A 25,002-nucleotide genomic window follows, 5' to 3' on the forward strand; every position below is an offset into this window, starting at 1 on the left:
GTTTCCTTCACGCCGCCGCGCCGCTCGGCGCCTGGATGGCGGCCCGGCCGCGATCCAGACCCGAGACTTCGGGGCATCCGCTGTCGCCGGGGCCGAAGTTGACGGGATTTTCCGCCCACAGCCGGTCCATGGTGACGAGGTCGTTGGGGTCGTCGTCCGGTTCGGCCAGCATGGCCGCCAGAATGGCGCTGTCGGCTTCCGCGGCCGCCAGGGCGGCCAGGGCGCCGAACACCGCGCGATAGCTGCTGGAGCGGCGGTGCAGCCGCTCGCCCAGGACGTGGAGCACGTGGCCGGCTTCGCCCAGAAGCGAAAGCGCCTCCTCTTCGTCGGAAAGCGTCGACAGGAACTCCAGGAACACCGGCAGGTGATCCGGCAGCTCGTTGGCCGAGAGCTCCAGGCCGTGGGTGCGATAAAGCTCCAGCAGGTCGACCATGGCCTGGCCGCGGTCGCGGCTCTCGCCGTGGACGTGCTCATAGAGGTTGAGCGAGAGCGAGCGGGTCCGGTCGAACAGCCAGACGTAGGCTTCCTGCGCGTCGAACAGATCCCCCGCCCCGATCTCGCCGGCGAGCTTCTTGAGGGCGCCGCGAATGGGAGCCGGGATCCGCAGATCCTGCTCCAGCACCTGCGTCACCTCGGGAAGCAGTTCGCGCGTCTGCTCGGTGGGATAGGCGATCAGCGCCGCAAGGGCCCGGAAGGTGAGCGACATCCCTAAGCCTCCATCACGCTACGGGCCCGCGAACGCTTGGTCGGTCCGAAGAGGCCGAGTTCGGTATGGCCGCCCGAGCAGCCGTTGCCGAAGGTGAAGCCGCAGGACCCGCGCATGTCGTAGGCGTCTTCGGCGCTCTCGCGGTGCGTCGTCGGGATGACGAAGCGATCCTCGTAGTTGGCGATCGCCATGTAGCGGTACATCTCCTCGACCTGCGCCGCGGTCAGGCCGACCCGCTCGGCGAGCTTGTGATCGATGACGCCCTCGACCGTCCTGGCCCGCATGTAGCCGCGCATGGCCAGCATCCGTTCCAGAGCCTGCACCACCGGCTCTTCCTTGCCTGCGGTCAGCAGGTTGGCGAGGTAGCCGACCGGGATGCGCAGGCTGCGCACGTCCGGCATCTCGCCATCCATCTCCAGCGCGCCCGCCGAGGCGGCCGACTGGATCGGCGAAAGCGGCGGCACGTACCAGACCATCGGCAGGGTTCGGTATTCGGGGTGCAGCGGGAACGCGACCTTCCAGTCGATCGCCATCTTGTAGACCGGGCTGCGCCGCGCCGCTTCCAGCCATGCCTCAGGCACGCCGTCGGCCCTGGCCTGGGCGATCACCTTCGGATCATAGGGATCGAGGAAGACGTCGAGCTGCGCCTGGTAGAGGTCCTTCTCGTCCGGGGTGGACGCGGCCTTCTCGATCTGGTCGGCGTCGTAGAGCAGCACCCCAAGGTACCGGATACGGCCGACGCAGGTTTCCGAACAGACGGTGGGCTGGCCGACCTCGATCCGCGGGAAGCAGAAGGTGCACTTCTCCGACTTACCGGATTCCCAGTTGTAATAGATCTTCTTGTACGGGCAGGCCGAGACGCACATCCGCCAGCCGCGGCACTTGTCCTGGTCGATCAGGACGATGCCGTCTTCCTCGCGCTTGTAGATCGCGCCCGAGGGGCAGGCCGCCACGCACGCCGGATTGAGGCAGTGCTCGCAAAGCCTCGGCAGGTACATCATGAAGGTGTTTTCGAACTGGCCGTAGATGTCCCGTTCGACGCCCTCGAAGTTGTAGTCCTTCGACCGCTTGGCGAACTCGCCCCCCAGGATCTCCTCCCAGTTGGGGCCCCACTCGATCTTCTCCATCCGCTGGCCGCTGATCACCGAGCGCGGGCGCGCGGTGGGGAAATGCTTCATTTCCGGCGCGGTCTGCAGGTGGGCGTAATCGAAGTCGAACGGCTCGTAATAGTCGTCGATTTCGGGCAGGTCCGGGTTGGCGAAGATCTTGGCCAGGATCCGCCACTTGGGACCCATGCGAGGCTCGATCTTGCCGTTGGGCTTGCGCACCCAGCCGCCGTTCCAACGCTTCTGGTTCTCCCAATCCTTGGGGAAACCGACGCCGGGCTTGGTTTCGACATTGTTGAACCAAGCGTATTCGACACCTTTTCGGTTGGTCCAGACGTTCTTGCAGGTCACCGAACAAGTGTGGCAGCCAATGCACTTGTCCAGGTTCAGGACCATGCCGATTTGAGCGCGGACCTTCATTGACCGATCTCCTGGGCGCCGAGTTGTTCCTCGAGCCAATCGACCTTTCGCATCTTGCGAACGACGACGAACTCGTCGCGATTGGAACCAACTGTGCCGTAATAGTTGAAGCCGTAGGCGAGCTGCGCGTAGCCCCCGATCATGTGTGTCGGCTTCAATACTGTGCGGGTACAGGAATTATGGATCCCCCCGCGGCGTCCCGTGATCTCGGAACCTGGCGTATTCACGATCTTCTCCTGCGCGTGATACATGAAAGTCGTCCCCTCGCGGATGCGTTGGGAGACGACCGCGCGGGCCGTCAGCGCCCCGTTGGCGTTGAAGACCTCGATCCAGTCGTTGTCGGCGATGCCCGCGGCCTTGGCGTCGACCTCCGATATCCAGACCACCGGACCGCCCCGGTTGAGGGTCAGCATCAGCAGGTTGTCGGAATAGGTGGAGTGGATGCCCCATTTCTGGTGCGGGGTGATGAAGTTGAGCGTGATCTCGCGCTCGCCGTTGGGCTTGTGGCCCTTGACGTGCGTTGTCTTCAAGTCGACCGGCGGCTTGTAGACGCACAGCGCCTCGCCGAAGGCGCGCATCCACAGGTGATCCTGATAGAGCTGCTGGCGCCCGGTGAGGGTCCGCCAGGGGATCAGCTCATGCACGTTAGTGTAGCCGGCCGTGTAGCAGACATGCTCGCTCTCGAGGCCTGACCAGATCGGCGAGGAGATGATCTTTCGGGGCTGGGCGACCAGGTCCCGGTAGCGGATCTTCTCGTCTTCCTTCGGCTCGGCCAGATGTGTGTGGTCGCGGCCGGTTTGCCGTTCGAGCGCCGCCCAGGCCTTCACCGCCACCTCGCCGTTGGTCTCGGGCGCGAGGGCCAGGATGGTTTCGCAGGCGTCGATATCGCTGTCGATCCGCGGCAGGCCTTCGGTCACGCCCGGCTCAAGCACCGGACCGTTGAGCTCACGCAGCAGGTCGACCTCGTGACCGGTCTCCCAACCCAGGCCCTTGCCGCCGTTGCCCACGTTCGACATCAGCGGGCCGAGCGCCGTGAAGCACTTGTAGAGGTTGGGATAGTCCCGCTCGACGACGGTGATCTGCGGCATGGTCTTGCCGGGCACCGGTTCGCATTCGCCTAGGTACCAGTCCTTGACGTCGAAGGGCTGGGCCAGTTCGGCGGCGCTGTCGTGCTGGATCGGCGTCAAGACCACGTCCTTCTCGACACCCAGGACCTCGGGAGCGACGTCGGAGAACCGCTTGGCGATCGCCTTGAATATCTCCCAGTCGGACTTGGCTTCCCACGCTGGATCCACGGCCGCCGACAGCGGGTGGATGAACGGGTGCATGTCCGAGGTGTTGAGGTCGTTCTTCTCATACCAGGTGGCGGTCGGCAGGACGATGTCGGAGTAGACCGCGGTGGTCGACATCCGGAAGTCCAGCGTCACCAGCAGGTCGAGCTTTCCCTCGGGCGCCTGCTCATGCCAGGCGACTTCCCGCGGGACCTGCCCGCCGCTCTCGCCCAGGTCCTTGCCTTGCACGCCGTGGGCGGCGCCCAGCAGGTGCTTGAGGAAGTACTCGTGCCCCTTCCCGGACGAACCGAGCAGGTTCGAGCGCCAGACGAACATGTTGCGCGGCCAGTTGGCTGGATCGTCCGGATCCATGCACGACATCTGGAGTTCGCGGTTCTGGAGTTGGCGAACCGTGTAGGCCTTGGGATCCATTCCCTCAGCCGCAGCCGCACGGGCCAGATCCAGGGAGTTACTCTTCAGGGCGGGCGCCGAAGGCAGCCACCCCATGCGCTCGGCCCGGGCATTGAGGTCGATGATCGCCGCGTCCCACGGGCCTTCCGGCGCGGTGGGCGACAGGATCTCCTTCACGCCCACCGTCTCGTAGCGCCACTGGTCGGTGTGCGCATAGAAGAACGAGGTCGAGTTCTGCTGGCGCGGCGGACGGACCCAGTCGGTGGCGAAGGCCAGAGGCGCCCAGCCGGTCTGCGGGCGCAGCTTTTCCTGCCCCACATAGTGCGACCAGCCGCCGCCTGACTGACCCACGCAGCCGCACATCACCAGCATGTTGATGACGCCGCGATAGTTCATGTCCATGTGGAACCAGTGGTTCATCGCCGCGCCGATGATCACCATGGACTTGCCGTTGGTCTTTTCGGCGTTGGTGGCGAAGCCGCGCGCCACGGCGATGATCTGCTCGGCGGGCACCGTGGTGATCGCCTCGGCCCAGGCCGGGGAATAGGGCTCCACGTCCTCGTAGCTGGCCGGCATGTGCTCGCCGCCGAAGCCCTGGTCGACGCCGTAGTTGGCGAGGAACAGATCGTAGACGCTGGCGACCAGGGTCTCCCCTTCGACCAGCTTCAGGCGCTTGACCGGCACATTGCGCACCAGCACGTCGGGATGCTCGGTGGTGGCGAAGCCGTTGGAGGCCGAGTTGGCGAAATAGGGGAAGCGGACCGCGGCGACGTCGTCATGCACGCCCTTCAGGCCGAGACGAAGCGACACATCCTTGCCTCGCCCGTCACGCTCCTCGAGGTTCCACTTGCCGTCCTCGCCCCAGCGGAAGCCGATCGAGCCATTCGGGACCACGACGTCGCCGCTCTCGGCGTCAACCGCCACGGTCTTCCAGTCGGGGTTGTTGGTCTCATCGAGCGCGCCCTTGAAGTCGGATGCGCGGATCAGGCGTTCGGGGACGTAGCCGCCGTCCTTGGCGACCAGGCGCACCAGCATCGGCATGTCGCTGTAGCGGCGCAGGTAGTCGCGGAAGTACGGGACCTCGCGGTCGAGATGGTACTCCTTGAGGATCACATGCCCGAACGCCATGGCGAGGGCCGCGTCCGTGCCCTGCTTCACCGGCAGCCACAGGTCGGAGAACTTGGAGGCTTCGGAGTAGTCTGGGCAGATGACCACCGACTTGGCCCCGCGATAACGGGCCTCGGTGTAGAAGTGGGCGTCCGGCGTGCGGGTCTGCGGCACGTTCGAGCCCCAGAGCAGCAGGAAGCTGGAATTGTACCAGTCGGCGCTCTCGGCGACGTCGGTCTGCTCGCCCCAGGTCTGCGGCGAGGCCGGCGGCAGGTCGCAATACCAGTCGTAGAAGGACCCGCAGACCCCGCCGAGCAACTGCAGATACCGCGCGCCGGCCGCGTACGAGACCATCGACATGGCCGGGATCGGTGAAAAGCCGAAGACCCGGTCGGGCCCGTAGGTCTTGACCGTATAGGCGTTGGCCGCCGCCACGATCTCGGTCACCTCGTCCCAGGTCGAGCGCACGAAGCCGCCCGAGCCGCGCATCGTGGTGTAGCTGGCGCGCTGGGCCGGGTCGTTCTGGATCGAGGCCCAGGCGGCGACCGGTGGCAGGGCCGCCCGCGCCTTGCGCCAGAGCTTGAGCAGGCGCGAGCGCACCAGCGGGTACTTCACCCGGTTGGCCGAGTAGAGGTACCAGCTATAGCTGGCGCCCCGGGCGCAGCCCCGCGGCTCGTGGTTCGGCAGCTCGGGCCGCGTGCGGGGATAGTCGGTCTGCTGGGTCTCCCAGGTGACGATCCCGCCCTTGACGTAGATCTTCCACGAGCAGGAGCCCGTGCAGTTCACCCCGTGGGTGGAGCGGACGATCTTGTCGTGCCGCCAGCGGGACCGGTAGGCCTCTTCCCACTTGCGGTCGTCGTTGTTCATCACCCCGTGACCGTCCGAGAAGAGCTCGGTCTTGCGGGTGAAGAAGGCAAGGCGATCTAAGGTATTGCTCATACTGCGGCATCCGTGACGATGGAAACTTTGGGGGCGTGCAGCAGCGACGACTTGCGGCTGTAGAAGGCCCAGTTCATCACGACGCAGCTCAGGTAGAAGGCGAAGAAGAGCCAAAGAGCGGTCTGCGGACCGCCGGTGGCCTTCAGGGAGTCACCGAAGGCCTTGGGGATGAAGAACCCGCCGTAGGCGCCGATGGCCGAGGTGAAGCCGACGATGGCCGCTGCCTCCATTTCCGCCGCCTTGTGGCGGACCGCTTCGCTGGCCTGCGGCATCAGGCGCGGCATGTCGCAGCGCACGATGGCCGGGATCATCTGGAAGGTCGAAGCGTTGCCGACGCCGGTCCAGAAGAACAGCCACATGAAGCCGGCGAAGAAGATCGGGAAGGACCGCGCCGCCCCGAACGCCCCGACGCTGTGGAGCACCGCCAGGACGCCCACCGCCAGGGCGATGAACACATAGTGGGTCACGTGCTGGCCGCCGAAGCGGTCGGCGAGCCATCCGGTCAGGGCGCGCGACAGGGCGCCGACCAACGGCCCGAGGAAGACCAGTTGCAGCGCGTTCACCTCCGGGAAGAGCGTGTTCATCAGCAGCGGGAAGGCTGCCGAGAACCCGATGAACGAACCGAACGTGCCCAGATAGAGCCAGCACATGATCCAGTTGTGCTTGCGCTTGAAGACGACGGCCTGCTCGACGAACGAGGCGCGGGCCGAAGCGATGTCGTTCATGCCGAACCAGGCCGCCAACGTGCCGATGACGATGAACGGAACCCAGACGAAGCCGGCGTTCTGCAGCCAGATGCTTCCATCAGGGCCGCTCTGTGGCGCGCCGACGATCGGGGCGAAGGCCGCCACCGTGACGACCAGCGGGACCAGGAACTGCATCACGCTGACCCCGAGGTTGCCGAACCCGGCGTTCATGGCCAGGGCGTTGCCCTTCTCGCTCTTCGGGAAGAAGAAGGAGACGTTGGCCATGGACGAAGCGAAGTTGCCCCCGCCCAGGCCGCAGAGCAGCGCCAGGGCGACGAAGACCACATAGGGCGTCTCCACGTCCTGCACCGCAAAGCCGATCCCGAGCGCCGGGATCAGCAGCGAGGCGGTCGACAGCGCCGTCCACAGGCGCCCGCCGAAGATCGGCACCATGAAGCTGTAGAAGATGCGCAGCGTGGCGCCCGAGAGCGCCGGCAGGGCCGCCAGCCAGAAGAGCTGGTCGGTCGTGAACTTGAAGCCGATCGGCTTCAGCTTGGCCACGACCATCGACCACACCATCCAGATGGCGAAGGCGATCAGCAGGTTGGGGATCGAGATCCAGAGGTTGCGGGACGCCAGCCGCTTGCCGCCGGCCTGCCAGAAGGCCGGTTCTTCGGGCCTCCAATCCTGGATTACGTGCGAGGGTGAGGATCGCTTTGACATGATTTTGGACCTCAGGGATGCGCCCGTCCGCGCGCCCCGCCATGGGGCAGGTCGTTGGCGGGCGCGGGATTGTGGAGGCTGACCATTTCCGGCAGCTCGGGGAGCTCGCGCAGGCCCGGCTCACGCTCCTGCTCCATCCGGCGGATCGCCAGGTGCATCCAGATCATCGCGCCGCCGACCAGGACGAAGAGCAGCATGAAGCAGCTCGTCCAGATCCCGGTGGCGTCGTTCAGGACACCGAAGGCGATAGGCAGGATGAAGCCGCCAATGCCGCCGATCATCCCGACCAGCCCGCCCACCGAACCGATATAGTCGGGGTAGTAGACCGGGATGTGCTTGAAGACCGCCGCCTTCCCCAGGCTCATGAAGAAGCCGAGGACGAAGGCGATCACCATGAAGGTGGTCAGGTTGGTGGCGAGACGGAACTGGATGGGGCCATGCACCCCGTCGATGACGTAGGTGGTCGGGGGATAGGAAAGCAGGAACGTGCAGACGAGGCTGACGCCGAAGGTCAGGTACATCACCTTCCGCGCGCCGATGCGGTCCGACAGCCAGCCGCCGACGATGCGGAACAGCGAGGCAGGGATCGAGTAGGCCGCAGCGACCATGCCGGCGGTCTTGATGTCGAGCCCATAGACGCCGACCAGATAGCGCGGCAGCCACAGGGCCAGGGCGACGAAGGCGCCGAAGACGAAGAAGTAGTAGAGCGCGAACCGCCAGACCTGCAGCTTCTTCAGGGGCGAGAGCTGGAGGAACGTGGCCTCGGCCTTTTCCCCGGTGGCGCGACGGCGCACCAGCTCGGGGTCGTCGACCGTGACGAGGAACGAGACGATGGCGATGCCGGCCAGGGCCAGGGCCCAGTACCGGGCGACGGCTTCCCAGCCGAAGGCTAGCATCACGAACGGAGCGGCGAACTTGGTGACTGCAGCCCCGATATTGCCCGCCCCGAAGATGCCGAGCGCGGTGCCCTGGCGTTCTTTCGAGAAGAACTTGGAGACATAGGCCACGCCGACCGCGAACGAACCGCCGGCCAGACCCACCCCCATCCCGGCCAGCAGGAACTGGGGAAAGGTCTGCGCGTACGAGAGCAGCCAGGTCGCCACGGCGGCGGACAGCATGACCCCCAGGTTGACGACCCGCCCGCCGTACTGGTCGGTCCACACGCCGAGAAACACCCGGGTAAGCGAGCCGACGAGGATGGGCGTTCCGACGAGCAGTCCGAACTGCGCCTCGCTGAGTCCCAGGTCCTGGCCGATCTGAACCCCGATGATCGAGAAAATCGTCCACACCGCAAAGCATGCGGTGAAGCCGAAGGTGCTTACCCAGAGCGCCCTTCCGGCGCCTGGAATATCCTGTGTCGCAGAACGGCCCACGTCGGCCCCATCAGCTAAGCGGTCCGCTTGTGGCCGCCGGTGAACGCTAGCTGGACTGCCCTGAAGACCACTTGACCTGCATCAAGTGAAATCCAGGCATTGGCGGGGTGGGCCAGACGCCCATCGGTTGCCCTTCCGGGCCAATCTCTTGCGTTGTCAGGTGAAGTGCGACGAAAGCGCGACCGTATTCTTGATCTTTGTCAACGCGCGCGCCCACGCTCAGCAGGAAGGTTGACTGAGCTGCTGGGAGATTTCCGATGCCACTGAGACCCGCCGATCTGGAACGTGTGCGCGCGCTTCCGCTGTTCAGCGAAGTCAGCGACGAGACCTTCGCCATCGCCACGTTCGGGGCGTTCCTGCAAAAGTTTCGAGCTGGCGCGACGCTGCTGACCGAGGGCGACAAGGTCGACTTCCTCTATGTCCTGCTGGACGGCATCGTCGAGCTGGGCGGCACCTGGAACGACAAGGAGACCACCCTGGCCGTGCTTCGGCCGGTGTCGACCTTCATCCTGGCGGCTGTCGTCCTCGACGCCGAGGCGCTGATGAGCGCCGAAACCATCGAGCCGTCCGATATCCTGATGCTGTCGGGCGAAGCGCTCCGGCGGGCCATGCGCACCGACGCGCAGTTCGCCTGCGCCGTCGCCGACGAGCTTTCGGGCTGCTATCGCGGCCTCGTTCGCGCCATCAAGAATCAGAAGCTCCGTGGCGGCGCCGAGCGGCTGGCCAACTACCTGCTGTCCCAGCAGGCCCGCCAGGGCGGACACGAAACCTTCACCCTGCCGCATGAAAAGCGCGTGCTCGCGGCCTTGCTGGGCATGACCCCGGAGAACCTCTCGCGGGCCTTCGGAGCGCTTGCCGACTACGGTGTGATCGTGAACGGCCCGGCGGTGACTGTGTCGCGCCCGACGGTGATCCGTCGCCTCGCCAAGCCCTCCCCCCTCATCGACAACCACATGCCGCAAGGCGAGCGGGCGATCGGCAAGGCCGAGCGCGAGCTTTGGCCCTCGATGGGCCACATGGGCGCCCACGCCTAAGGCGCGTTTTCCTGGCGAAACCACCCGCGCTTTCGCCCGACGCGCTCCCTAGCCCCCGAGCTGGGCGAGGTTCCGGGTGTCGCCCGACAGGCCGTCGGCCAGAGCGTGCCCTGCCCGCTTGCCGATGAGCGACGCCACGATTCGCTCTTGCAGCTCCTCGCCCCTTCCCTCCGTCAGCAGCTCGCGCAGGTCGACGCCGCCCTCGCCGAACAGGCAAAGGCGCAGCAGGCCGCGCGAGGTCACCCGAAGCCGATTGCAGCCGTCGCAGAACCCGGCCGCATACGGGGCGATGAGTCCCAGGCGCCCGGCGTAGTCGGGATGGACGTACTCGACCGCCGGCCCGTCGTCCGCCCCGCGCGCACGCGGCGTCCATCCCTCGCGCTCCAGCCAGTCACGCAAGACCTGGCCGGAGGCATGATGGGCGGCGAAATAGTCGGCGTTGTCGTTGGTGCGCATCAGCTCGATGAACCGAACCGCCACCGGACGCTCGCGCACGAAGTCAGCGAACCCGCCAAGCCCGCTCTCAGCGGTCTCCTTCAGAAGGACGGCGTTCACCTTGACCGAGGCCATTCCAAGGCCAAGCGCACGGTCGACACCCTCGACCACGCTGCGCAGCCGGTCGTGACCGGTGATCCGATGGAACGCCTCGCCGTCCAGGGAATCGATGCTGACGTTCAGGTGGGTGAGACCGGCGGCATGCCAATCGCCGATGCGCCGCGCCAGGTTCCAGCCGTTGGTGGTCATCGCGACCTTGTCGATCCCGGCGGTCTGCGCCGCCTTCGCGATGATCTGGCCGATATCGCGCCGGACCGTCGGTTCCCCGCCGGTCAGCCGCACCTTGTGGACGCCCAGCCTCGCGAAGGCCTCGGTCAGGAAGCCGATTTCCTCGACGTTCAGGAACTGCGCCGGTCCGGACTTCCGATAGCCGTCCGGCAGGCAATAGGTGCAACGGAAGTTGCAGACCTCGGTCACCGAAAGCCGAAGGTAGTTGAAGCGTCGACCGAAGCCGTCGACCAGGCGGTCCATCGGACGGCTCTCCGTATTCGAGCCTGGATGTGCGGTTGTCGGATAGTGGCGCATCGGCGGTAGCTAGAATGTGAGGGCGAGAACTGGCTCGCCTGCGGCCTTGGCCGCGGCGCCTGGCAGGCGGCGCAGCAGGACGTCGCAGTGGGCCAGCGGCGCCTGGGCGGCGGCATCCTGATCCACCAGCGGATTGATTCCCTTCTCCAGGCGCGCGGCGCGGACGAAGGTCTCGCGATCGCCGCAACATGGCAGGTCGGCGGCCAACGGCTCGGTCCGCCACTGGTTCGCGCCTTGCGCGTCCCGCCCGGCCATGCCCGCCACCAGCGGCGCCAGCAGCAGCCTTGCGGTCACCATGGCCGAGGTTGGATTTCCCGGCAGGCCGACGACGATGCGGTCGCCGCAACGACCGATCCAGACCGGCTTGCCGGGCTTCATCGCCACCTTGTCGACCAGCAGCGACAAGCCGCTGGGGGCGAACATGGCCCGGGCGAGGTCCCGCTCGCCCACCGAGGCGCCGCCGGTGACCACCACCACGTCAGCATCGTCCAGCGCCGCGGCGGCCGCGCGCTCCAGCGTCGGCAAGTCATCGCCATGCCGCTCGCGCCCGACGACCTCGCCGCCCCAGGCCCTTACGAGCGCGGCGACCCCGAACGAGACGCTGTCGGGCACGCCTCGCCCGCCGGCGCCCGGCTCGCGGATCTCGTCACCCGTGGCGATCAGCCGGACACGGGGCCTGCGATAGACCTCGACCTCGCCAAGGTCCGCCGCGGCCAGCGCGACGAGGCGCGGCGCATCCAGCACGCTGCCTGCGTCCACCAGAATGTCCCCGGCCTGGAAGTCCGAGCCAGCCTTGCGGATATGCGTCTTGCCGCCATCGAGGCCCCGGAAGACCACGGCGTCGCCCTGGCGCGCCACCTCTTCCTGGATCACCACCCGGTCGGCGCCTTCGGGAACCGGCGCGCCAGTGAAGATGCGCAGGCACGAACCTGGCTCCAGCCGATCAACGGCGGTTTGGCCGGCGCGCGATTCTCCCGCCAGGCGCAGCGTCACCTCGTGCGCGCCAAGGTCGGCGTCACGAACCGCGTACCCGTCCATCGCCGACACGTCGGTCAGTGGCGAACCTTGCTGCGCCTTGGCCGGTGCGGCGAGGACCCGGTCGAACGCCTCGTCCAGGGTCACGCTCTCAGATCCGAGCGGCCGGCCCAGATCGAGAGCGGCCTGCAGCGCCTCGTCGAACGCGATCATGCGCATACGCCCCGATAGCGGGGGATCTGCCCGACCAGCGAACAGGGCCGGAAGCGGCTGTCGAGCTCCTGCGCCAGCACCAGGTCCCAGGCGTCGCGGCAGGCGCCCGTCGATCCCGGCACGCAGAAGATGAACCGCTCGCCGATCTGGCCCGCGAGCGCCCGCGACTGAAGCGTCGAGACGCCGACCGTTCCGAGGCTGGCCTGATGGAACACCACCGAAAAGCCATCCATCTCCCGGTCCAGCAGCGGCCGCACCGCTTCGGGCGTCACGTCTCGGGGCGAAAAGCCGGTGCCGCCGGTGGTGATGATGACGTCCACCGCCGGATTGGCCGCCCAGCTCAGGACCTTGCCGCGAATCGCCTCGATCTCATCGGTGACGATGACCCGCTCGAAGAGCTGGTGCCCGGCCTCGACCAGCCGTTCTTCGAGCGCCCGGCCGGAGGTGTCGGTGGCCATGGTGCGCGTGTCCGAAATCGTCAGCACGGCGATGTTCAGGGGGTAGAAAGGCAGCGTCTCGTCGATCCCGGACTTCATGAGGCCCGCATCTCCTGTCTGAAGGACACAATCACGTCGCCCGCCCGCTCAGCCCCCGGAGAACACAGGCAGGAACGCGACCTCGCTTCCGCCGCGCACCCAGGCGCTGTCGGGGCAGATCACCTGATCGACCGATCCGCGCACGTCGGCGCGCATCAGTTCGGGGTCAGGCTCACCTCCGGACGCGGCCAGGCGGCGACGTATCTCGCCAAGGGGACATCCCTCGGCCGGCAGGGAGAGACGACGTTCGCGGCCGAAGATCTCGGCCAGCCGCCCCCAGAAGAGGACGCGGACCTCGGCCCGGTCTTCAAGCCCATCGTTGCTGAGCGCCATGTTCATCGTCGCCTGCCTGATGATCCTTCTTAGGACCGGCGACGCCCCCCGCCCTTGTCAGATATCAAGCCGGGCGGGTCTCCACGGCGCGGAGCACCGGGACGCCCTGCGTCCTGGCGCCGCGCGCGCCGTCCATAAGGTTCGGCTGGGTCGCGAGCCATGCGCGAGCTACTTCGGTGGCCATGCGCGAGAGGCCGGCGCTTGTCAGCAACGGCGCGCCGGCGCGCTGCGCCATGCCCTCGATGATGAAGTCGAGCACGTCGGGCGCAGGCTCCGCCTCTATCGCCGTATCGACCTCCGCCCCGCCCACCAGCGCGGCGCCCAGCCGGGCGCGCCAGATACCCATCGCGCTGGCGTGGAGGTTGCTCAGCACCTCGTCGAACAACACCCCTTCGCAGAGCGCGCGCACCAGCGGCGCATCGTTCTGCAGCGCCTCCAGATGCCAGCGGATCATGGTGACGAAGCTTTGGACCCCGGCGCGGGGCGCCGTCGGCGGATCGAAGAAGTAGAGACGGCGGATCAGGCCGCAGAGGACCTCCCGCGCCGCTTCCTCGCGGTCGATGAAGTACACATAGAAGGCCCCCGGCGACATCTGCGCCTCGGTGGCGATCTCGGCCACGCGCAGCCCCACATAGCCCTTGGCAGCCAGGATTCTCGCGCAGGCCGCCAGCAGCCGCGCCCGCGTCCTCAGGCGCTTGCGTCGCTCCTGGGCGTGGGAAGCGCTCCAGTTCAAGGTTTCGAGGTGGGAGACCGGCAGCTCCTGCGGCGTCTCCATGAGGCGTGCTGAGTTCTGCATCGCGCTTTCCCGCCGCCTGCGGCGGCCCTGTGATGATGGGGGGCGTTGGAGGCACGGGCTCCAACGCCCCTGGCCGACAGGGCTTGCCGGCCGTCTTCCGCCTGGCGACTCACCGGGGAGGTTCGGGCGCCAGAAGGATGAGAAGAGGCTATGGTCCCCCTGAGCCTCCCGCCATGACGCCGATCATTCGATCAGCCGGGCGCCGGCCAAGCCACGACTTGACGTTCATCAAGCGGTGCGAGCGTGGGCGCGCCAGTTCGTCATGCCTGGCCGTCCGGCCATCCATGGGTAACCCGGCCGCGCCCGCGAACCGTAATTCGATAGGAAGGTCAGCGATAGCGAGCGGCGACGCCGTCGGACGGCGCTCTGCGCGCACGCGGCTCCGGCGCACGTCGCGCCAGGGCAAAGGCTCTGGCGAACTCCACGCCGGGGTCGATCAGGTTCGGCCGGTCGATCGTCGGTCGCCGAGCGAACTCACGAAGAATAAGCGTCACGTCGGGCCACATGGCTGTCTCCTTCATCGGGAAGCCTAGGCCCGGCGGCGGCGATCACCCTTGAATGCCGTCAAATCCCGACTTGAGGAATGACAGGCGACAGCTTGCAGGCCGGACGCCTGATGGTTGCGTCATGCTCCGCACACGCAGAATGGGTAAACTACACTCAAGCTTGTTGAATTTGCAGACAAGCTTAACCGCATAACGGCGTTTTTGCGGCAAGACTCAGCCCATTTGCCGTAAGATCGCCTCACGAATCTCCGAGCCAGGAGCTTCGTGGAGCGCCCGGCGGGCCTCCGCTCTTCACAGCAATTCGGTCGGGGGTGCTCATGACCGCTAATCTTTCTCAGCGGCGTGAGGCGGACGGCGTAGCAGGCGAGACGCTTTCGTTACCGAAGATCCGGGTGCGCGGCCGCAGTCTCATGGCTCTGGTGCTCTCGCCCGAGCCGCCCTTCGCCGAATGGTTCGCCGCTCTCGACGAGCAGATGTCCAGCGCGCCTGGCTTCTTCGCCGGCCGGCCGGTGGTCGTGGACCTGGAGCCGGTGGTCGCCGGCGTGGGGCAGGAAGGCGTGCCGGTCGCCCTCGAGGGCCTGACGGCGCGTGGCCTGCGCCTGATCGGCGCCGAAGGCGTGCGCCCGGCCCTGCTCTCGGGCACCCGTTGGGAAGAGCTTCCCACCAAGCTTCAGGCGAGGGAAAAAGCGCGGGACAGCGATCTCGAACCTTGGGGTGACGAGCCGCCGGCGGCCCCGGCGCGCGCCCTCGCCCCCTCTCTGCTGATCGACCGGCCGGTCCGGTCGGGCCAATCCATTATCTTCGACGAGGGCGACGTGACGATCATCGGCGCTGTCGCTTCGGGCGCCGAGGTCATCGCCGGCGGCTCGATCCACGTCTACGGCCCGTTGCGCGGGCGCGCGATCGCCGGCCTGCGCTTCGGCGAGAACGCGCGGATTTTCTGCCGCCGCATGGAAGCCGAGATGGTCGGTGTCGACCAACTCTATCGCACCGCCGAGCACTGGGGTCCGGATCTCCACGGCAAGGCCGTCCAGATCCGCAGTGATCGCGGCGCCCTGCGTCTGGCCGCGCTGGTCTGAATTATTGCTCGCCGCCTGGCGAGGGGAAGGAATGGTTACTGGGATGTCCAAGGTCGTCGTCGTCACGTCAGGCAAGGGAGGGGTCGGCAAGACCACCTCCTCCGCATCGCTCGGAGCGGCGCTCGCCCAGGCGGGGAACAAGGTCGTGGTCATCGATTTCGACGTCGGCCTGCGCAACCTCGACCTGGTGATGGGCGCCGAGCGCCGGGTGGTTTTCGACCTGGTCAACGTCGTGCAGGGCGACGCCAAGCTCTCGACCGCCCTGATCCGCGACAAGCGGCTCGAAAACCTTTCCCTGCTGCCTGCCTCCCAGACCCGCGACAAGGACGCCCTGACCGAAGAAGGCGTCGGTCGGGTGATCGAGGAACTGCGCGAGAGCTTCGACTGGATCATCTGCGACAGCCCCGCCGGCATTGAGAAGGGCGCGACCCTGGCCATGCGGTTCGCGGACGTGGCGGTAGTCGTGACCAACCCCGAGGTCTCCTCGGTTCGCGACTCCGACCGGATCATCGGCATGCTGGATTCCAAGACCCAGCGGGCCGAGGCCGGCGAGCGGGTCGAGAAGCAACTCCTCCTGACCCGGTTCGACGCCGGCCGCGCCGCGCGCGGTGAGATGATGAACATCGACGATGTGCTGGAGATCTTGGCGATCCCGCTGCTCGGGGTCGTATCCGAAAGCCCCGACGTACTTACCGCCTCGAACCTCGGCTGCCCGGTGACGCTGCATAACCCGGCCTCGCCCGCCTCGCGCGCCTATGCCGAAGCGGCCCGGCGGCTGATGGGCGACACGATCGCCGTGAGCATCCCAAAGGAGAAGCAGGGCTTCATGAGCCGCCTCTTCGGGAGAAAGGCCGCGGTGGCATGAGCTTCCTGAATTTCCTCAAAGGAAACCGGCGCTCGGCGCCCGTCGCCCGGGACCGGCTGCAGGTTCTGCTGGCGCACGAGCGCTCGCTGACCAGCAGCAACGGCACGGACCTGGCGGCTGTGCTGCAGAAGGAAATCCTCGCAGTCATCGCCAAGCACATCCCGATCGACCAGGATCGGGTGATCGTGAAGCTCGACCGAGGAGATGAGATCTCCACCCTCGAAATCGATATCGAGATGCCCGAGGCCGCTCTGGCCAAGGACTGATTGGCGGCTTGATGCGCCGATCGGCAGAAAACCTGCCGATCGGCGCCTTCCTGTGGCGGCCTAATTCTCTTCGTCGACGAAGCGGCCAAGCAGACTGAGGCCCTCCACCAACGTCGCCCCCTTGTCCTTCCGGACCGTCCGCACCTCGCCCGCCCCCATCTCCGAAATGGCGTCTGCAAGCGCCTGCGAGTGGGTGACCAGCCAGATCTGCGACCGCGACGCCGCGGCCGCCACCAACCGCGCCAGGGGCCGCATCAGGTCGGGGTGCAGGCTCGCCTCCGGCTCGTTGAGCGCGATGAACGGCGGCAGGCGATAGGCCAGAAGCGCCCCCGCGAGGCCAAGGAAGCGCAGGGTGCCGTCCGACAGTTCCTCCGGCTCGAAGACCCGCTGGGGAAATTCGGCGAAGGTCATTCCGAAGCTAGCCACGCGCCCAGGACTTGGGACCACCAACCGCCCGCCGGGGAAAGCTTCGGCCACCGCCAGGTCGAGATCGCGCGTGTCGCCACGGATATGGGCCAGAGTCGCAAAGACTGCGGCCAAGTTCGATCCGTCCGAAGCCAAGGTCGGCGTCGCGACGGCCGGACAGGGCTGGCGCAGCGGAGAGCCGGCGTCCGTGCGCAGGTCATGATAGAAACGCCACTCCAGAAGCGTCCGGCGGACACGATCCAGGCCGGGATAGCGCCCTGGCTCCTCAAGCCGCCCCAGCACAGTCTCCGAGGCCAGCAGATCGATATCGACCTCGCCGGGCCGGCCATCCTCCCCGCGAGCCATCACAGAGGGGCCGCGGCGATCCACCAAGCGCACCTGCCGGTCGCCGGCGTCATACGAGAGCCATTCCTCCTTGACCTGCGGCTCCAGCTCGAAGGCTGGCGCGGCCTCGCGAGGCGGGAAGCCGACCTCAACGTGATAGCGGTAGGCCCCGCGGCCGACCGCTTCGCCCAGCGAAACCTCAAGCACGATCCGCGCCGGCCCTGAGCGTCGCTGGCCAGCCCAAAAGGCCGAGGCCATGCCTTCCTGCGCCAGTTCCCGGCCGAGCGTGTTGGTGGCCCCGGCGCGGATCAGCTCCAGCGCCCGATAGAGGTTGGTCTTGCCGACCCCGTTGGCGCCGACGAAGACGTCCAAGTCGGACACTGGGCAGGAGATTCTGCGCAATGATCGATACCCGATCGCGGAGAACTCGCGGACTCTGAGCAACAGGCCCCTCCCGTCACCGAGCTATGAAGAGGGGCCTCAACGCCCCTCTTCTCCTTCCGAAGGCCTAGATCGCCGCGAAGGCCTGTTCGAGATCGGCGATGATGTCGTCGGCGTTCTCAATGCCGACCGACAGCCGGATCACGTCCGGGCCGGCGCCAGCCGCGATCTGAGCAGCCTCTTCGAGCTGGCGATGGGTCGTGGAGGCCGGGTGGATGATCAGGCTGCGGGTGTCGCCCAGATTGGCCAGGTGCGAGAAGAGCTTCACGCCTTCCACCAGCTTCACGCCGGCCTCGTAGCCGCCCTTCAGGCCGAAGGTGAACACCGAGCCCGCACCGCGCGGCGTGTAGCGCTTTGCAAGCTCATGATAGGGGCTGGTCGGCAAACCCGCGTGGGACACCCAGGCGACCTTCGGGTTGGCGGCCAGCCACTTGGCGACCGCCAAGGCGTTGTCGGCGTGACGCTGCATCCGGAGCGGCAACGTCTCGATGCCTGTAAGGATCATGAAGGCGTTGAAGGGCGAGAGCGCCGGCCCAAGGTCGCGCAGGCCCAGGGCCCGGCAAGCAACGATGAAGGCCGCCGGGCCGAAGGCCTCGGTGAACACCTTGCCGTGGTAGCTGGGATTGGGGCGCGACAGATAGCCGAACTTGTCGCTGGCCGCCCAGTCGAACCGGCCGGCGTCGACGATAGCGCCGCCCATCGAATTGCCATGACCGCCCAGGAACTTCGTCAGGGAATGCACGACGATGTCCGCACCGTGCTCGAACGGCCGGCAGAGGTAGGGCGTGGCCAGGGTGTTGTCGACGATCAGCGGCACGCCGCCCGCATGAGCCGCCTCGGCAATCCCGGCGATATCGGTGATCACTCCGCCCGGATTGGCGATGGACTCAACGAAAACCGCCCGCGTCTTGTCGTTGATCGCCGCGGCGAAGGCGGCCGGATCGTCGCTGTCGATGAAGATCGTTTCCCAGCCCATGCGCTTGAAGGACTGGCCGAGCTGGTTGATCGACCCTCCATAGAGCTTACGGGAAGCCACGATGTTGCAGCCGGGCTCCATCAGCGAATGAAAGGCGAGGAACTGAGCGGCATGACCGCTGCCGACGGCGAGAGCCGCGACGCCGCCTTCAAGGTCGGCCACACGGGCTTCGAGGACGCTGTTAGTCGGATTGCCCAGGCGGCTGTAGATGTTGCCGGGCGCTTCCAGATTGAACAACGCAGAAGCGTGGTCTGCGTCATTGAAGACAAAGGCGGTGGTCTGGTAGATCGGCGTGACCCTCGCCTTGGTCGTCGGATCAGGCGTAGCGCCCGCATGAACGGCGCGGGTCTCGAAGTGGCTCATGATGTTCTCCGTCTTGTCCTGACGACCTAGCCCGAGCACTCACGCCCGGTCCAGACAGGAGAACTACGAAACCGGTCAGGCGGTCTTGATGACCCTATCCTCGACCGTTAGCGGCCAGGGACGAAGCGCCTGCCCGGCGCACGGGCCGCCCACGCAGGCGCCGCTTTCGATATCGAACAGCGCGCCGTGCCAGGAGCAGGCGATGAGATCGCCGCTCGGCGTCAGATAGTCGTCGAGCCGCTGGGCTAGCGGCAGTCCGGCGTGGGGACAACGATCCACGTAGCCGTGCACCCGGCCGCCCTGGCGAACCGCAAAGCCGTGAAATCGCCCCTCACCGATCTGCAACACGAAGTTGCGCGCCGCCCCGTCGGCGATCAGCTCCAGCGGACCGAGCCGAACGCCGGCGGGCGTGGAAAAGAGCCGGGCGGGAAGCTGAGACGCCTCGTCGCTCAACCCCGGACGATTCCGCTGCAGGGCCCGAAGCCGATCGATACACGACCCTCGGCGCGGGCGTGGCCGGCCAGGGAGAGCTCATCCCCATCCTGGAGGAAGGTGCGGGTCTCGCCGGTCGGCAAGGTGATGGGCTGGGCGCCGCCGCGGGTCAGTTCGAGCAGGCTGCCCACTCCCCTGTCGTCGGGCGTGGAGATCGTGCCGGTGCCGAACAGGTCCCCGGGGCGCAGATCGCAACCACCGGCCGTGTGGTGGGCGACCATCTGGGCCGCAGTCCAATAAAGATGCGAGGCCGCGCTCTGGGAGATGCGGACTGCCGGGAGGCCTTGCTCACGCATCTGTCGCGTCGAGAGGAAAACCTCCAGCTCCAGCGCAAAGCCCCCGGAGGCCTGGTCCGTCTCGTCCCAGAGGTAGTCCATGGGCCGCGGATCACCCTCGGGACGCGCAGCCTGGGCGATCCGGAACGGGGCCAGAGCCTCAGTCGTCACGATCCAGGGCGAGATGGTGGTCAGGAAATTCTTGGCCAGAAACGGACCTAGGGGCTGGTATTCCCAGGCCTGCAGGTCACGGGCCGACCAGTCGTTCAGCAAGCAAAGCCCGGCGATGTGGTCGCTCGCCTCGCCGATCGGGATCGGCTGGCCAAGCTCGTTCCCCTGCCCCACCCAGATGCCGAGCTCGAGTTCGAGGTCGACGCGCTGCGACGGACCAAAGGTCGGCGCCTCGGCGTCCGGCGCCTTCCGCTGGCCGTTCGGACGGCGGACTTCGGCGCCGGAGACGCGGATCGAAGAGGCTCGGCCGTGATAGCCGATCGGCACGTGCTTGTAGTTCGGCAGCAGCGGATTATCCGGCCGGAACTGTTTGCCGACATTCAGGGCATGGTGGATGCCCGCGTAGAAGTCCGTGTAGTCGCCGATCGAGGCAGGAAGATGCATCGTGCAGTCCCGCGCCGAATACAGCCAGGTCTTGACCTCACCCGCTTCCGCAGCACCGGCCGCCAGCAGGTCGGACAGCCGGCGCCGCAGCGCCCGACGCGCCGCCGCGGGCAGCGCCAAGAAGCTGTTCAACGTCGCGGCTGCGGCGGCCTCCGCGGCGATCTTGGCTTCGCCTGCCAAAAGCGCCGATGCGGCGGCCTTCGCGAGATCGAGGATCTGATCGCCGATGGCCACACCGCCGCGCGGGCGTTCCTGGCCAGGCGAGAAGACACCGAACGGCAGGTTCTGGATCGGAAACTCACCGTGGCCGTTGGCGCACTCGACCCAGGACGTGCGGGCGTAATCGTGGGTTTCATCGATCATCGGGTTGGGACTTGCGCCTTGGCGAAGCCGGACCAGCAGTCGTCGTAGTCGAGCTGGGCCAGCGGAGTTTCAGTGGCGAAACGCGTCGGGAAGATCGCCCAGCGACTCTCGAACATGAAGGCCATGGTGTTGTCGATCTTGTGGGGCGCCAGCTCGACGGCCACCGCGTTTTCATAGCTCTCCCGGTCGGGACCGTGGCCGCTCATGCAGTTGTGCAGCGAAGCGCCGCCAGGCGCGAACCCGCCGGCCTTCGCATCATAGGCCCCGTGAACGAGGCCCATGAACTCGCTCATCACGTTGCGATGGAACCACGGCGGGCGGAAGGTGTGTTCGGCCACCATCCAGCGCGGCGGGAAGATCACGAAGTCGCAGTTGGCGGTGCCGGCGGTCTCCGACGGCGAGGTGAGGACGGTGAAGATCGACGGATCCGGATGGTCGTAGGACACAGTGTTGATCGTATTGAACCGCGCCAGGTCGTACTTGTAGGGCGCGAGCGTGCCGTGCCAGGCGACGACGTCCAGCGGGCTGTGGTCGAGAGTGGTCGTCCAGAGGCCGCCGCAGAATTTTTGCACCACCTCGGTGGGCTCGTCACGATCCTCGAACCAGGCGACCGGGAACTGAAAATCGCGAGCATTGGCCAAGCCGTTAGCGCCGATCGGGCCGAGTTCCGGCAGGCGGAACGGCGCGCCATAGTTCTCGCAGACATAGCCGCGCGCGGCCATGTCGATCAGCTCGACGCAGAAGCGGACGCCCCGCGGAACGACGGCGATTTCGCCGGGGCGAACGTCCAGGCGACCAAGCTCGGAGGCGATCAGCAGCGCCCCTTCCTGCGGCATGATCAGCAGTTCGCCGTCGGCGTCGAGGAAGACGCGGTTTTCCATCGACCGGGTCGCCGCATAGAGGTGGATGGCGATCCCTGCCTGCGTCGACACATTGCCATTGCCGGCGTAGGTGACGAGACCGTCGATGAAGTCGATGGCCTCCGTCGGGATCGGCAGCGGGTCCCAGCGCAGACGGTTAGGCGTGGGCGGAACCTCGTTGAAGGGACCAGAACGGACGAGGCTGGCGCCGGCGTAGGGTCGGAACGGCGAATGGCTCGCGGTCGGCCGCAGCCGATAGAGCCACGAGCGCCGGTTCTCGTGACGCGGCGCGGTGAAGGCCGAGCCGGAAAGCTGCTCGGCGAAAAGGCCGAAAGGCGCCCGTTGGGGCGAGTTCTGGCCGGTCGGCAAAGCGCCGGAAACCGCTTCCGTCTCGAAGCTGCTTCCGAAGCCAGACATGTAGTTCAGCGGCATGGTCTTCTCCACGGCCGTCCCCTTCCGTCACGCATCCTGCGCGCCCTCCCCCCGAAGGGGGAGGATCCAAAGTCATAGGATGCTCCCCCGCCAGGGGAGCTGTCAGCCACAAGGCCGACCGAGGCGCGGGCCTCTACTCCGCCGCATCCACCTTGATGACGCCGCGGCGGATCTGGTCGAGTTCGATAGACTCGAAGAGGGCCTGGAAGTTGCCGTTGCCGAAGCCCTCGTTGCCCTTGCGCTGGATGATCTCGAAGAAGATCGGACCGAACAGGTTCTCCGTGAAGATCTGCAGCAGCAGCCCCTCTTCACCGACATTGCCGTCGATGAGGATACGGTTCTTCTTCAGCCTTTCCAGATCCTCGCCGTGGCCGGGGACGCGCTTGTCGACCAGCTCGTAATAGGTCTCGATGGTGTCCTGGAGCTTCACGCCCCGGGCGCGCAGGCGCTCGACCGTGTCGTAGATGTTGTCCGTGGTCAGGGCCAGATGCTGGATGCCCTCGCCGTTGTACTCGCGGATGAACTCTTCGATCTGGGACTTGTCGTCCTGGCTCTCGTTCAGCGGGATACGGATGGCCTTGTCGGGCGCGATCATCGCCTGGCTGAACAGGCCGGTCGCCTGGCCCTTGATGTCGAAGTACTTCTGCTCCTCGAAACCGAAGATCTGATTGTAGAAGGTCGACCAGGTCCGCATCTCGCCACGGCGGACGTTGTGGGTCAGGTGGTCGAGGAGATCCAGACCCATATTGTTGGCGGCCTCGGCCTCGGCCGCGCCGGGAATCTGATCCCAGGCGTCGTAGATCGTGCCTTTGTCGCCGTAGCGATCGACCAGGTAGAGCAGGCTGCCGCCGATGCCTTCGAGGACATAGGCGTCCGGGAAAGCGCTTTGCATCGCGTCGGCGGCTTGAGCCCCCCGCGAGATCGCCAGTTCGTAGGCCGCCTTGGCGTCCGCGACGCGGAAGGCCATGCCATTGGCGGACGGACCGTGCGCCCGGCGGAAGTCGGCCGCCTGGCCAGAGTTGTCCTGATTGACCAGCAGGTTGGTGCGGCCCTGTTTGTAGCGGACGATGTCCTTGGTCGGGTGCTTGGCGTAGGCGGTGAAGCCGAGCTGTTCGATCAGCCCCTTCATGCCCGCCGGATCAGGGCTGGTGAACTCGACGAATTCGAAACCGTCGAGGCCGATGGGGTTTTCCGGGGTCACGGTCATGGTCAGGCGTCTCCCTGCAGGCAGGCGGCAAGCGCCTGCACGAATGGTTCGACAGTCGCCGTTGTCAGGCCGGCGAGATTGATGCGGCCGGAACCGGCCATGTAGATCGCGTGGTCGCGGCGCATGGCCTCGACCTGGCTCGGAGCAAGCGGCAACAGCGAGAAGAGGCCGCGCTGGTCCCGCAGCGGCTCCAGACGAGGGTCGGCGTCGGCCAGGGCGTGACGCACCTGGTTGATACGCTCGCGCATGGTGTCCAGTTCAGTGCGCCACTGGGCCGACAGCGCCGCGTCCTCGAGGATCACCCGGACCGCAGCGGCGCCGTGATCCGGCGGCATGGACCAGGCGCAGCGGGCAAGTTGGAGGATGTTGGAGCGGACAATCTCTTCTTCGCCACGGGCGCGGACGAACAACGCGCCGGTGCGCTCACGATAGAGCCCGAAGTTCTTGTCGCAGGAATAGGCCACGAGCACCCGGTCGCAGGCATCCATCACCGTGCGGAGGCCCGCAGCGTCGGCGTCGAGGCCATCGCCCAGCCCCTGATAGGCCAGGTCCACGAGCGGAACCGCGCCGCGGGCAGCGAGAAGCGCGGCGACTTCGCGCCATTGCTGGATGGAGAGGTCCGCGCCCGTCGGGTTGTGGCAGGCGCCGTGAAGCAGCACGACGTCATCGGCCCCGACGGCCGAAAGCGCCGCCATCATTTCATCGAAGCAGACCCGCTGGGTCGCCACGTCGAAATAGCCGAACGTCTCCACCGCGAGGCCGGCCGTTCGGAAGATCGGCGCATGGATCGGCCAGGAGGGCGTGCCCATCCAGATGCGCGCGCCAGGCGTGCTGGCGTTGACGAGTTCGGCCGCGAGCCGCAAAGCCCCCGTGCCGCCGGGAGTCTGGAGGGCGATGAGGCCGTCCCCCTTCCCCTCGCCGAACACCACCGGTGTCATCAGTTCAAGGAAGCCGAGGTCGCCCTCGGGGCCCAGATAGGCCTTGGTCGGCTGGGTTTCGAGCAGAACGCGCTCAGCGCCTTTGATAGCTGCGAACACCGGCGTATCGCCGGCGTCATTGCGATAGACACCGACGCCGAGATCGATCTTCTGAGGCCTGGGATCGTTCTTGTAGAGCGCAATCAGCGAGAGCAACGGATCCGGCGCCTGAGGTTTCAGCCCCGCAAACAGCGAGCGAGCGGGAGCTATGACGTCGGACATGTGCGCCTCCTTCTTCCAGACGAAGAAAGTTACGCGTCAGGCGCGATGAATGGCTTTCAATCACGCGAGCATTTGCAGATCATATGGCGAAACGTTTCACTAAGACGCCAGTTCATGAAAGACGACCTTCACCTCGATGAAATCGATCGCAAGCTGCTGCGGGCGCTTCAGCACGACGCCTCTCAGAGTCACGCCGCCCTTGCGGAAAGGGTAGGCGCCTCCCCCGCATCCTGCTGGCGGCGCATCAAGGCGCTGGAAGCGGCCGGGGTGCTGAGGGAGAACGTCCGACTGGTCGATGCGGAGAAGGTCGGGCGCGGGGTCAACGTAATGTGCCAGCTTCGCATGAAGTCCCACGCCACAGCCCAGCGGCAGGAGTTCGAGGCCTTCCTTCGCGGTCGGCCGGAGATCATGGAATGCCATTCGATGTCCGGCGAATGGGACTACCTGATGCGCGTTGTCGTGGCCGACGTCACTGGCTATGAGCGCTTCCTGATGGGCACGCTCCTGAACCATCCGAATGTCGCCAACGCCGCGTCTCACTTCGCCCTGAACCAGGTGAAGTACACGACGGCCATGCCGGTTTAGGTCCAGCTCGGATCGAACC

23 protein-coding genes are annotated in these 25,002 nt (G+C 66.6%); 5 read left to right on the forward strand and 18 right to left on the reverse strand.

What is annotated here, in order from left to right:
- Positions 1 to 7: 7 nt before the first annotated feature.
- The 5 genes from narJ to ABID41_RS15575 are packed head-to-tail and all read right to left on the reverse strand — an operon-like array spanning position 8 to position 8,742.
- On the reverse strand, positions 8 to 706 hold the full coding sequence (gene narJ, locus ABID41_RS15555) for a nitrate reductase molybdenum cofactor assembly chaperone (RefSeq protein ID WP_331930669.1): 699 nt from the start codon (positions 704 to 706) through the stop codon (positions 8 to 10).
- 2 nt (positions 707 to 708) lie between these two features.
- Positions 709 to 2,232 carry a nitrate reductase subunit beta gene (gene narH, locus ABID41_RS15560; protein WP_331930671.1) on the reverse strand — a complete coding sequence of 508 codons (1,524 nt, stop codon included), beginning with the start codon at positions 2,230 to 2,232 and terminating at the stop codon, positions 709 to 711.
- Positions 2,229 to 5,960 carry a nitrate reductase subunit alpha gene (locus ABID41_RS15565; protein WP_354297995.1) on the reverse strand — a complete coding sequence of 1,244 codons (3,732 nt, stop codon included), beginning with the start codon at positions 5,958 to 5,960 and terminating at the stop codon, positions 2,229 to 2,231. Before ABID41_RS15565 ends, narH begins: the two co-directional genes overlap by 4 nt.
- Positions 5,957 to 7,369: a NarK family nitrate/nitrite MFS transporter gene (locus tag ABID41_RS15570; protein ID WP_331930675.1), complete on the reverse strand. Its 1,413-nt coding sequence runs from the start codon at positions 7,367 to 7,369 to the stop codon at positions 5,957 to 5,959. The genes ABID41_RS15565 and ABID41_RS15570 overlap by 4 nt, the downstream gene beginning before the upstream one ends.
- An 11-nt stretch (positions 7,370 to 7,380) precedes the next feature.
- Positions 7,381 to 8,742, reverse strand: a complete 1,362-nt coding sequence (locus tag ABID41_RS15575) for an MFS transporter (RefSeq protein WP_354297996.1) — start codon at positions 8,740 to 8,742, stop codon at positions 7,381 to 7,383.
- Between the two features lie 257 nt (positions 8,743 to 8,999).
- Here ABID41_RS15575 and ftrB point away from each other — a divergent pair, with 257 nt between their 5' ends.
- Positions 9,000 to 9,776 carry a transcriptional activator FtrB gene (ftrB, locus tag ABID41_RS15580; protein WP_331930678.1) on the forward strand — a complete coding sequence of 259 codons (777 nt, stop codon included), beginning with the start codon at positions 9,000 to 9,002 and terminating at the stop codon, positions 9,774 to 9,776.
- A gap of 48 nt (positions 9,777 to 9,824) precedes the next feature.
- Here the strand turns inward: ftrB and moaA are convergent, their stop codons facing one another.
- The 6 genes from moaA to ABID41_RS15610 all read right to left on the reverse strand — a co-directional run bounded on the left by moaA (position 9,825) and on the right by ABID41_RS15610 (position 14,215).
- The gene (moaA, locus tag ABID41_RS15585) at positions 9,825 to 10,802 is read right to left on the reverse strand and encodes a GTP 3',8-cyclase MoaA (RefSeq protein ID WP_354297997.1); all 978 of its coding nucleotides are present in this window, start codon (positions 10,800 to 10,802) and stop codon (positions 9,825 to 9,827) included.
- 63 nt (positions 10,803 to 10,865) lie between these two features.
- Positions 10,866 to 12,044 (reverse strand): molybdopterin molybdotransferase MoeA, encoded by a 1,179-nt coding sequence (locus tag ABID41_RS15590; RefSeq protein ID WP_354297998.1) that lies wholly within the window; start codon positions 12,042 to 12,044, stop codon positions 10,866 to 10,868.
- Positions 12,041 to 12,580, reverse strand: a complete 540-nt coding sequence (gene moaB, locus ABID41_RS15595) for a molybdenum cofactor biosynthesis protein B (RefSeq protein WP_331932708.1) — start codon at positions 12,578 to 12,580, stop codon at positions 12,041 to 12,043. Before moaB ends, ABID41_RS15590 begins: the two co-directional genes overlap by 4 nt.
- A 48-nt stretch (positions 12,581 to 12,628) precedes the next feature.
- On the reverse strand, positions 12,629 to 12,913 hold the full coding sequence (locus ABID41_RS15600; protein ID WP_354297999.1) for a MoaD/ThiS family protein: 285 nt from the start codon (positions 12,911 to 12,913) through the stop codon (positions 12,629 to 12,631).
- 64 nt (positions 12,914 to 12,977) lie between these two features.
- Positions 12,978 to 13,709, reverse strand: a complete 732-nt coding sequence (locus tag ABID41_RS15605) for a TetR/AcrR family transcriptional regulator (RefSeq protein WP_354298000.1) — start codon at positions 13,707 to 13,709, stop codon at positions 12,978 to 12,980.
- Between the two features lie 329 nt (positions 13,710 to 14,038).
- Entirely contained in the window at positions 14,039 to 14,215 is a 177-nt protein-coding gene (locus ABID41_RS15610) for a hypothetical protein (protein WP_331932705.1), read from the reverse strand.
- Positions 14,216 to 14,532: 317 nt separating this feature from the next.
- Between ABID41_RS15610 and minC the strand changes: the two genes are divergently transcribed.
- From minC to minE, 3 genes are read left to right on the forward strand one after another with little or no spacing between them, the layout of a single operon-like run.
- Positions 14,533 to 15,294, forward strand: coding sequence for a septum site-determining protein MinC (gene minC / locus ABID41_RS15615; protein WP_331932704.1), 762 nt, complete (start codon positions 14,533 to 14,535; stop codon positions 15,292 to 15,294).
- A gap of 43 nt (positions 15,295 to 15,337) precedes the next feature.
- Entirely contained in the window at positions 15,338 to 16,159 is an 822-nt protein-coding gene (gene minD / locus ABID41_RS15620) for a septum site-determining protein MinD (protein WP_331932703.1), read from the forward strand.
- Positions 16,156 to 16,425 carry a cell division topological specificity factor MinE gene (gene minE / locus ABID41_RS15625; RefSeq protein WP_331932702.1) on the forward strand — a complete coding sequence of 90 codons (270 nt, stop codon included), beginning with the start codon at positions 16,156 to 16,158 and terminating at the stop codon, positions 16,423 to 16,425. Before minD ends, minE begins: the two co-directional genes overlap by 4 nt.
- Before the next feature lie 60 nt (positions 16,426 to 16,485).
- Here minE and ABID41_RS15630 read toward each other — a convergent pair whose 3' ends face one another.
- From ABID41_RS15630 to ABID41_RS15660, 7 genes are all read right to left on the reverse strand, one after another.
- Entirely contained in the window at positions 16,486 to 17,556 is a 1,071-nt protein-coding gene (locus tag ABID41_RS15630) for an AAA family ATPase (protein WP_331932701.1), read from the reverse strand.
- 127 nt (positions 17,557 to 17,683) lie between these two features.
- Positions 17,684 to 18,955, reverse strand: a complete 1,272-nt coding sequence (locus tag ABID41_RS15635; RefSeq protein WP_354298001.1) for an O-acetylhomoserine aminocarboxypropyltransferase — start codon at positions 18,953 to 18,955, stop codon at positions 17,684 to 17,686.
- 75 nt (positions 18,956 to 19,030) lie between these two features.
- Positions 19,031 to 19,408, reverse strand: coding sequence for a Rieske (2Fe-2S) protein (locus tag ABID41_RS15640; RefSeq protein ID WP_354298002.1), 378 nt, complete (start codon positions 19,406 to 19,408; stop codon positions 19,031 to 19,033).
- Complete coding sequence (gene fahA / locus ABID41_RS15645) at positions 19,405 to 20,700, reverse strand: fumarylacetoacetase (protein ID WP_354298003.1); 1,296 nt, start codon at positions 20,698 to 20,700, stop codon at positions 19,405 to 19,407. Before fahA ends, ABID41_RS15640 begins: the two co-directional genes overlap by 4 nt.
- Positions 20,697 to 21,992 (reverse strand): homogentisate 1,2-dioxygenase, encoded by a 1,296-nt coding sequence (gene hmgA / locus ABID41_RS15650; protein WP_354298079.1) that lies wholly within the window; start codon positions 21,990 to 21,992, stop codon positions 20,697 to 20,699. The genes fahA and hmgA overlap by 4 nt, the downstream gene beginning before the upstream one ends.
- Positions 21,993 to 22,125: 133 nt before the next feature.
- The gene (gene hppD / locus ABID41_RS15655) at positions 22,126 to 23,199 is read right to left on the reverse strand and encodes a 4-hydroxyphenylpyruvate dioxygenase (protein ID WP_354298004.1); all 1,074 of its coding nucleotides are present in this window, start codon (positions 23,197 to 23,199) and stop codon (positions 22,126 to 22,128) included.
- A gap of 2 nt (positions 23,200 to 23,201) precedes the next feature.
- Positions 23,202 to 24,398 (reverse strand): amino acid aminotransferase, encoded by a 1,197-nt coding sequence (locus ABID41_RS15660; protein WP_354298005.1) that lies wholly within the window; start codon positions 24,396 to 24,398, stop codon positions 23,202 to 23,204.
- A 114-nt stretch (positions 24,399 to 24,512) separates the two neighbouring features.
- Between ABID41_RS15660 and ABID41_RS15665 the strand changes: the two genes are divergently transcribed.
- Complete coding sequence (locus ABID41_RS15665) at positions 24,513 to 24,983, forward strand: Lrp/AsnC family transcriptional regulator (protein ID WP_354298006.1); 471 nt, start codon at positions 24,513 to 24,515, stop codon at positions 24,981 to 24,983.
- Positions 24,984 to 25,002 lie beyond the last annotated feature (19 nt).

Source organism: Phenylobacterium koreense, assembly GCF_040545335.1.
In the GTDB taxonomy this organism is placed as follows: Bacteria; Pseudomonadota; Alphaproteobacteria; order Caulobacterales; family Caulobacteraceae; genus Phenylobacterium; species Phenylobacterium koreense.

What these genes read in the sequence shown, in the direction of transcription:
- fahA (WP_354298003.1), bottom strand. Translation starts at nt 20,700, where the DNA reads ATGATCGATGAAACCCACGATTACGCCCGCACGTCCTGGGTCGAGTGC.
- ABID41_RS15570 (WP_331930675.1), bottom strand. Translation starts at nt 7,369, where the DNA reads ATGTCAAAGCGATCCTCACCCTCGCACGTAATCCAGGATTGGAGGCCC.
- moaA (WP_354297997.1), bottom strand. Translation starts at nt 10,802, where the DNA reads ATGGACCGCCTGGTCGACGGCTTCGGTCGACGCTTCAACTACCTTCGG.
- ABID41_RS15565 (WP_354297995.1), bottom strand. Translation starts at nt 5,960, where the DNA reads ATGAGCAATACCTTAGATCGCCTTGCCTTCTTCACCCGCAAGACCGAG.
- moaB (WP_331932708.1), bottom strand. Translation starts at nt 12,580, where the DNA reads ATGAAGTCCGGGATCGACGAGACGCTGCCTTTCTACCCCCTGAACATC.
- ABID41_RS15605 (WP_354298000.1), bottom strand. Translation starts at nt 13,709, where the DNA reads ATGCAGAACTCAGCACGCCTCATGGAGACGCCGCAGGAGCTGCCGGTC.
- ABID41_RS15665 (WP_354298006.1), top strand. Translation starts at nt 24,513, where the DNA reads ATGAAAGACGACCTTCACCTCGATGAAATCGATCGCAAGCTGCTGCGG.
- narJ (WP_331930669.1), bottom strand. Translation starts at nt 706, where the DNA reads ATGTCGCTCACCTTCCGGGCCCTTGCGGCGCTGATCGCCTATCCCACC.
- minD (WP_331932703.1), top strand. Translation starts at nt 15,338, where the DNA reads ATGTCCAAGGTCGTCGTCGTCACGTCAGGCAAGGGAGGGGTCGGCAAG.
- ABID41_RS15590 (WP_354297998.1), bottom strand. Translation starts at nt 12,044, where the DNA reads ATGATCGCGTTCGACGAGGCGCTGCAGGCCGCTCTCGATCTGGGCCGG.
- ftrB (WP_331930678.1), top strand. Translation starts at nt 9,000, where the DNA reads ATGCCACTGAGACCCGCCGATCTGGAACGTGTGCGCGCGCTTCCGCTG.
- ABID41_RS15635 (WP_354298001.1), bottom strand. Translation starts at nt 18,955, where the DNA reads ATGAGCCACTTCGAGACCCGCGCCGTTCATGCGGGCGCTACGCCTGAT.
- narH (WP_331930671.1), bottom strand. Translation starts at nt 2,232, where the DNA reads ATGAAGGTCCGCGCTCAAATCGGCATGGTCCTGAACCTGGACAAGTGC.
- ABID41_RS15600 (WP_354297999.1), bottom strand. Translation starts at nt 12,913, where the DNA reads ATGGCGCTCAGCAACGATGGGCTTGAAGACCGGGCCGAGGTCCGCGTC.
- hppD (WP_354298004.1), bottom strand. Translation starts at nt 23,199, where the DNA reads ATGACCGTGACCCCGGAAAACCCCATCGGCCTCGACGGTTTCGAATTC.
- minC (WP_331932704.1), top strand. Translation starts at nt 14,533, where the DNA reads ATGACCGCTAATCTTTCTCAGCGGCGTGAGGCGGACGGCGTAGCAGGC.
- minE (WP_331932702.1), top strand. Translation starts at nt 16,156, where the DNA reads ATGAGCTTCCTGAATTTCCTCAAAGGAAACCGGCGCTCGGCGCCCGTC.
- hmgA (WP_354298079.1), bottom strand. Translation starts at nt 21,992, where the DNA reads ATGCCGCTGAACTACATGTCTGGCTTCGGAAGCAGCTTCGAGACGGAA.
- ABID41_RS15660 (WP_354298005.1), bottom strand. Translation starts at nt 24,398, where the DNA reads ATGTCCGACGTCATAGCTCCCGCTCGCTCGCTGTTTGCGGGGCTGAAA.
- ABID41_RS15610 (WP_331932705.1), bottom strand. Translation starts at nt 14,215, where the DNA reads ATGTGGCCCGACGTGACGCTTATTCTTCGTGAGTTCGCTCGGCGACCG.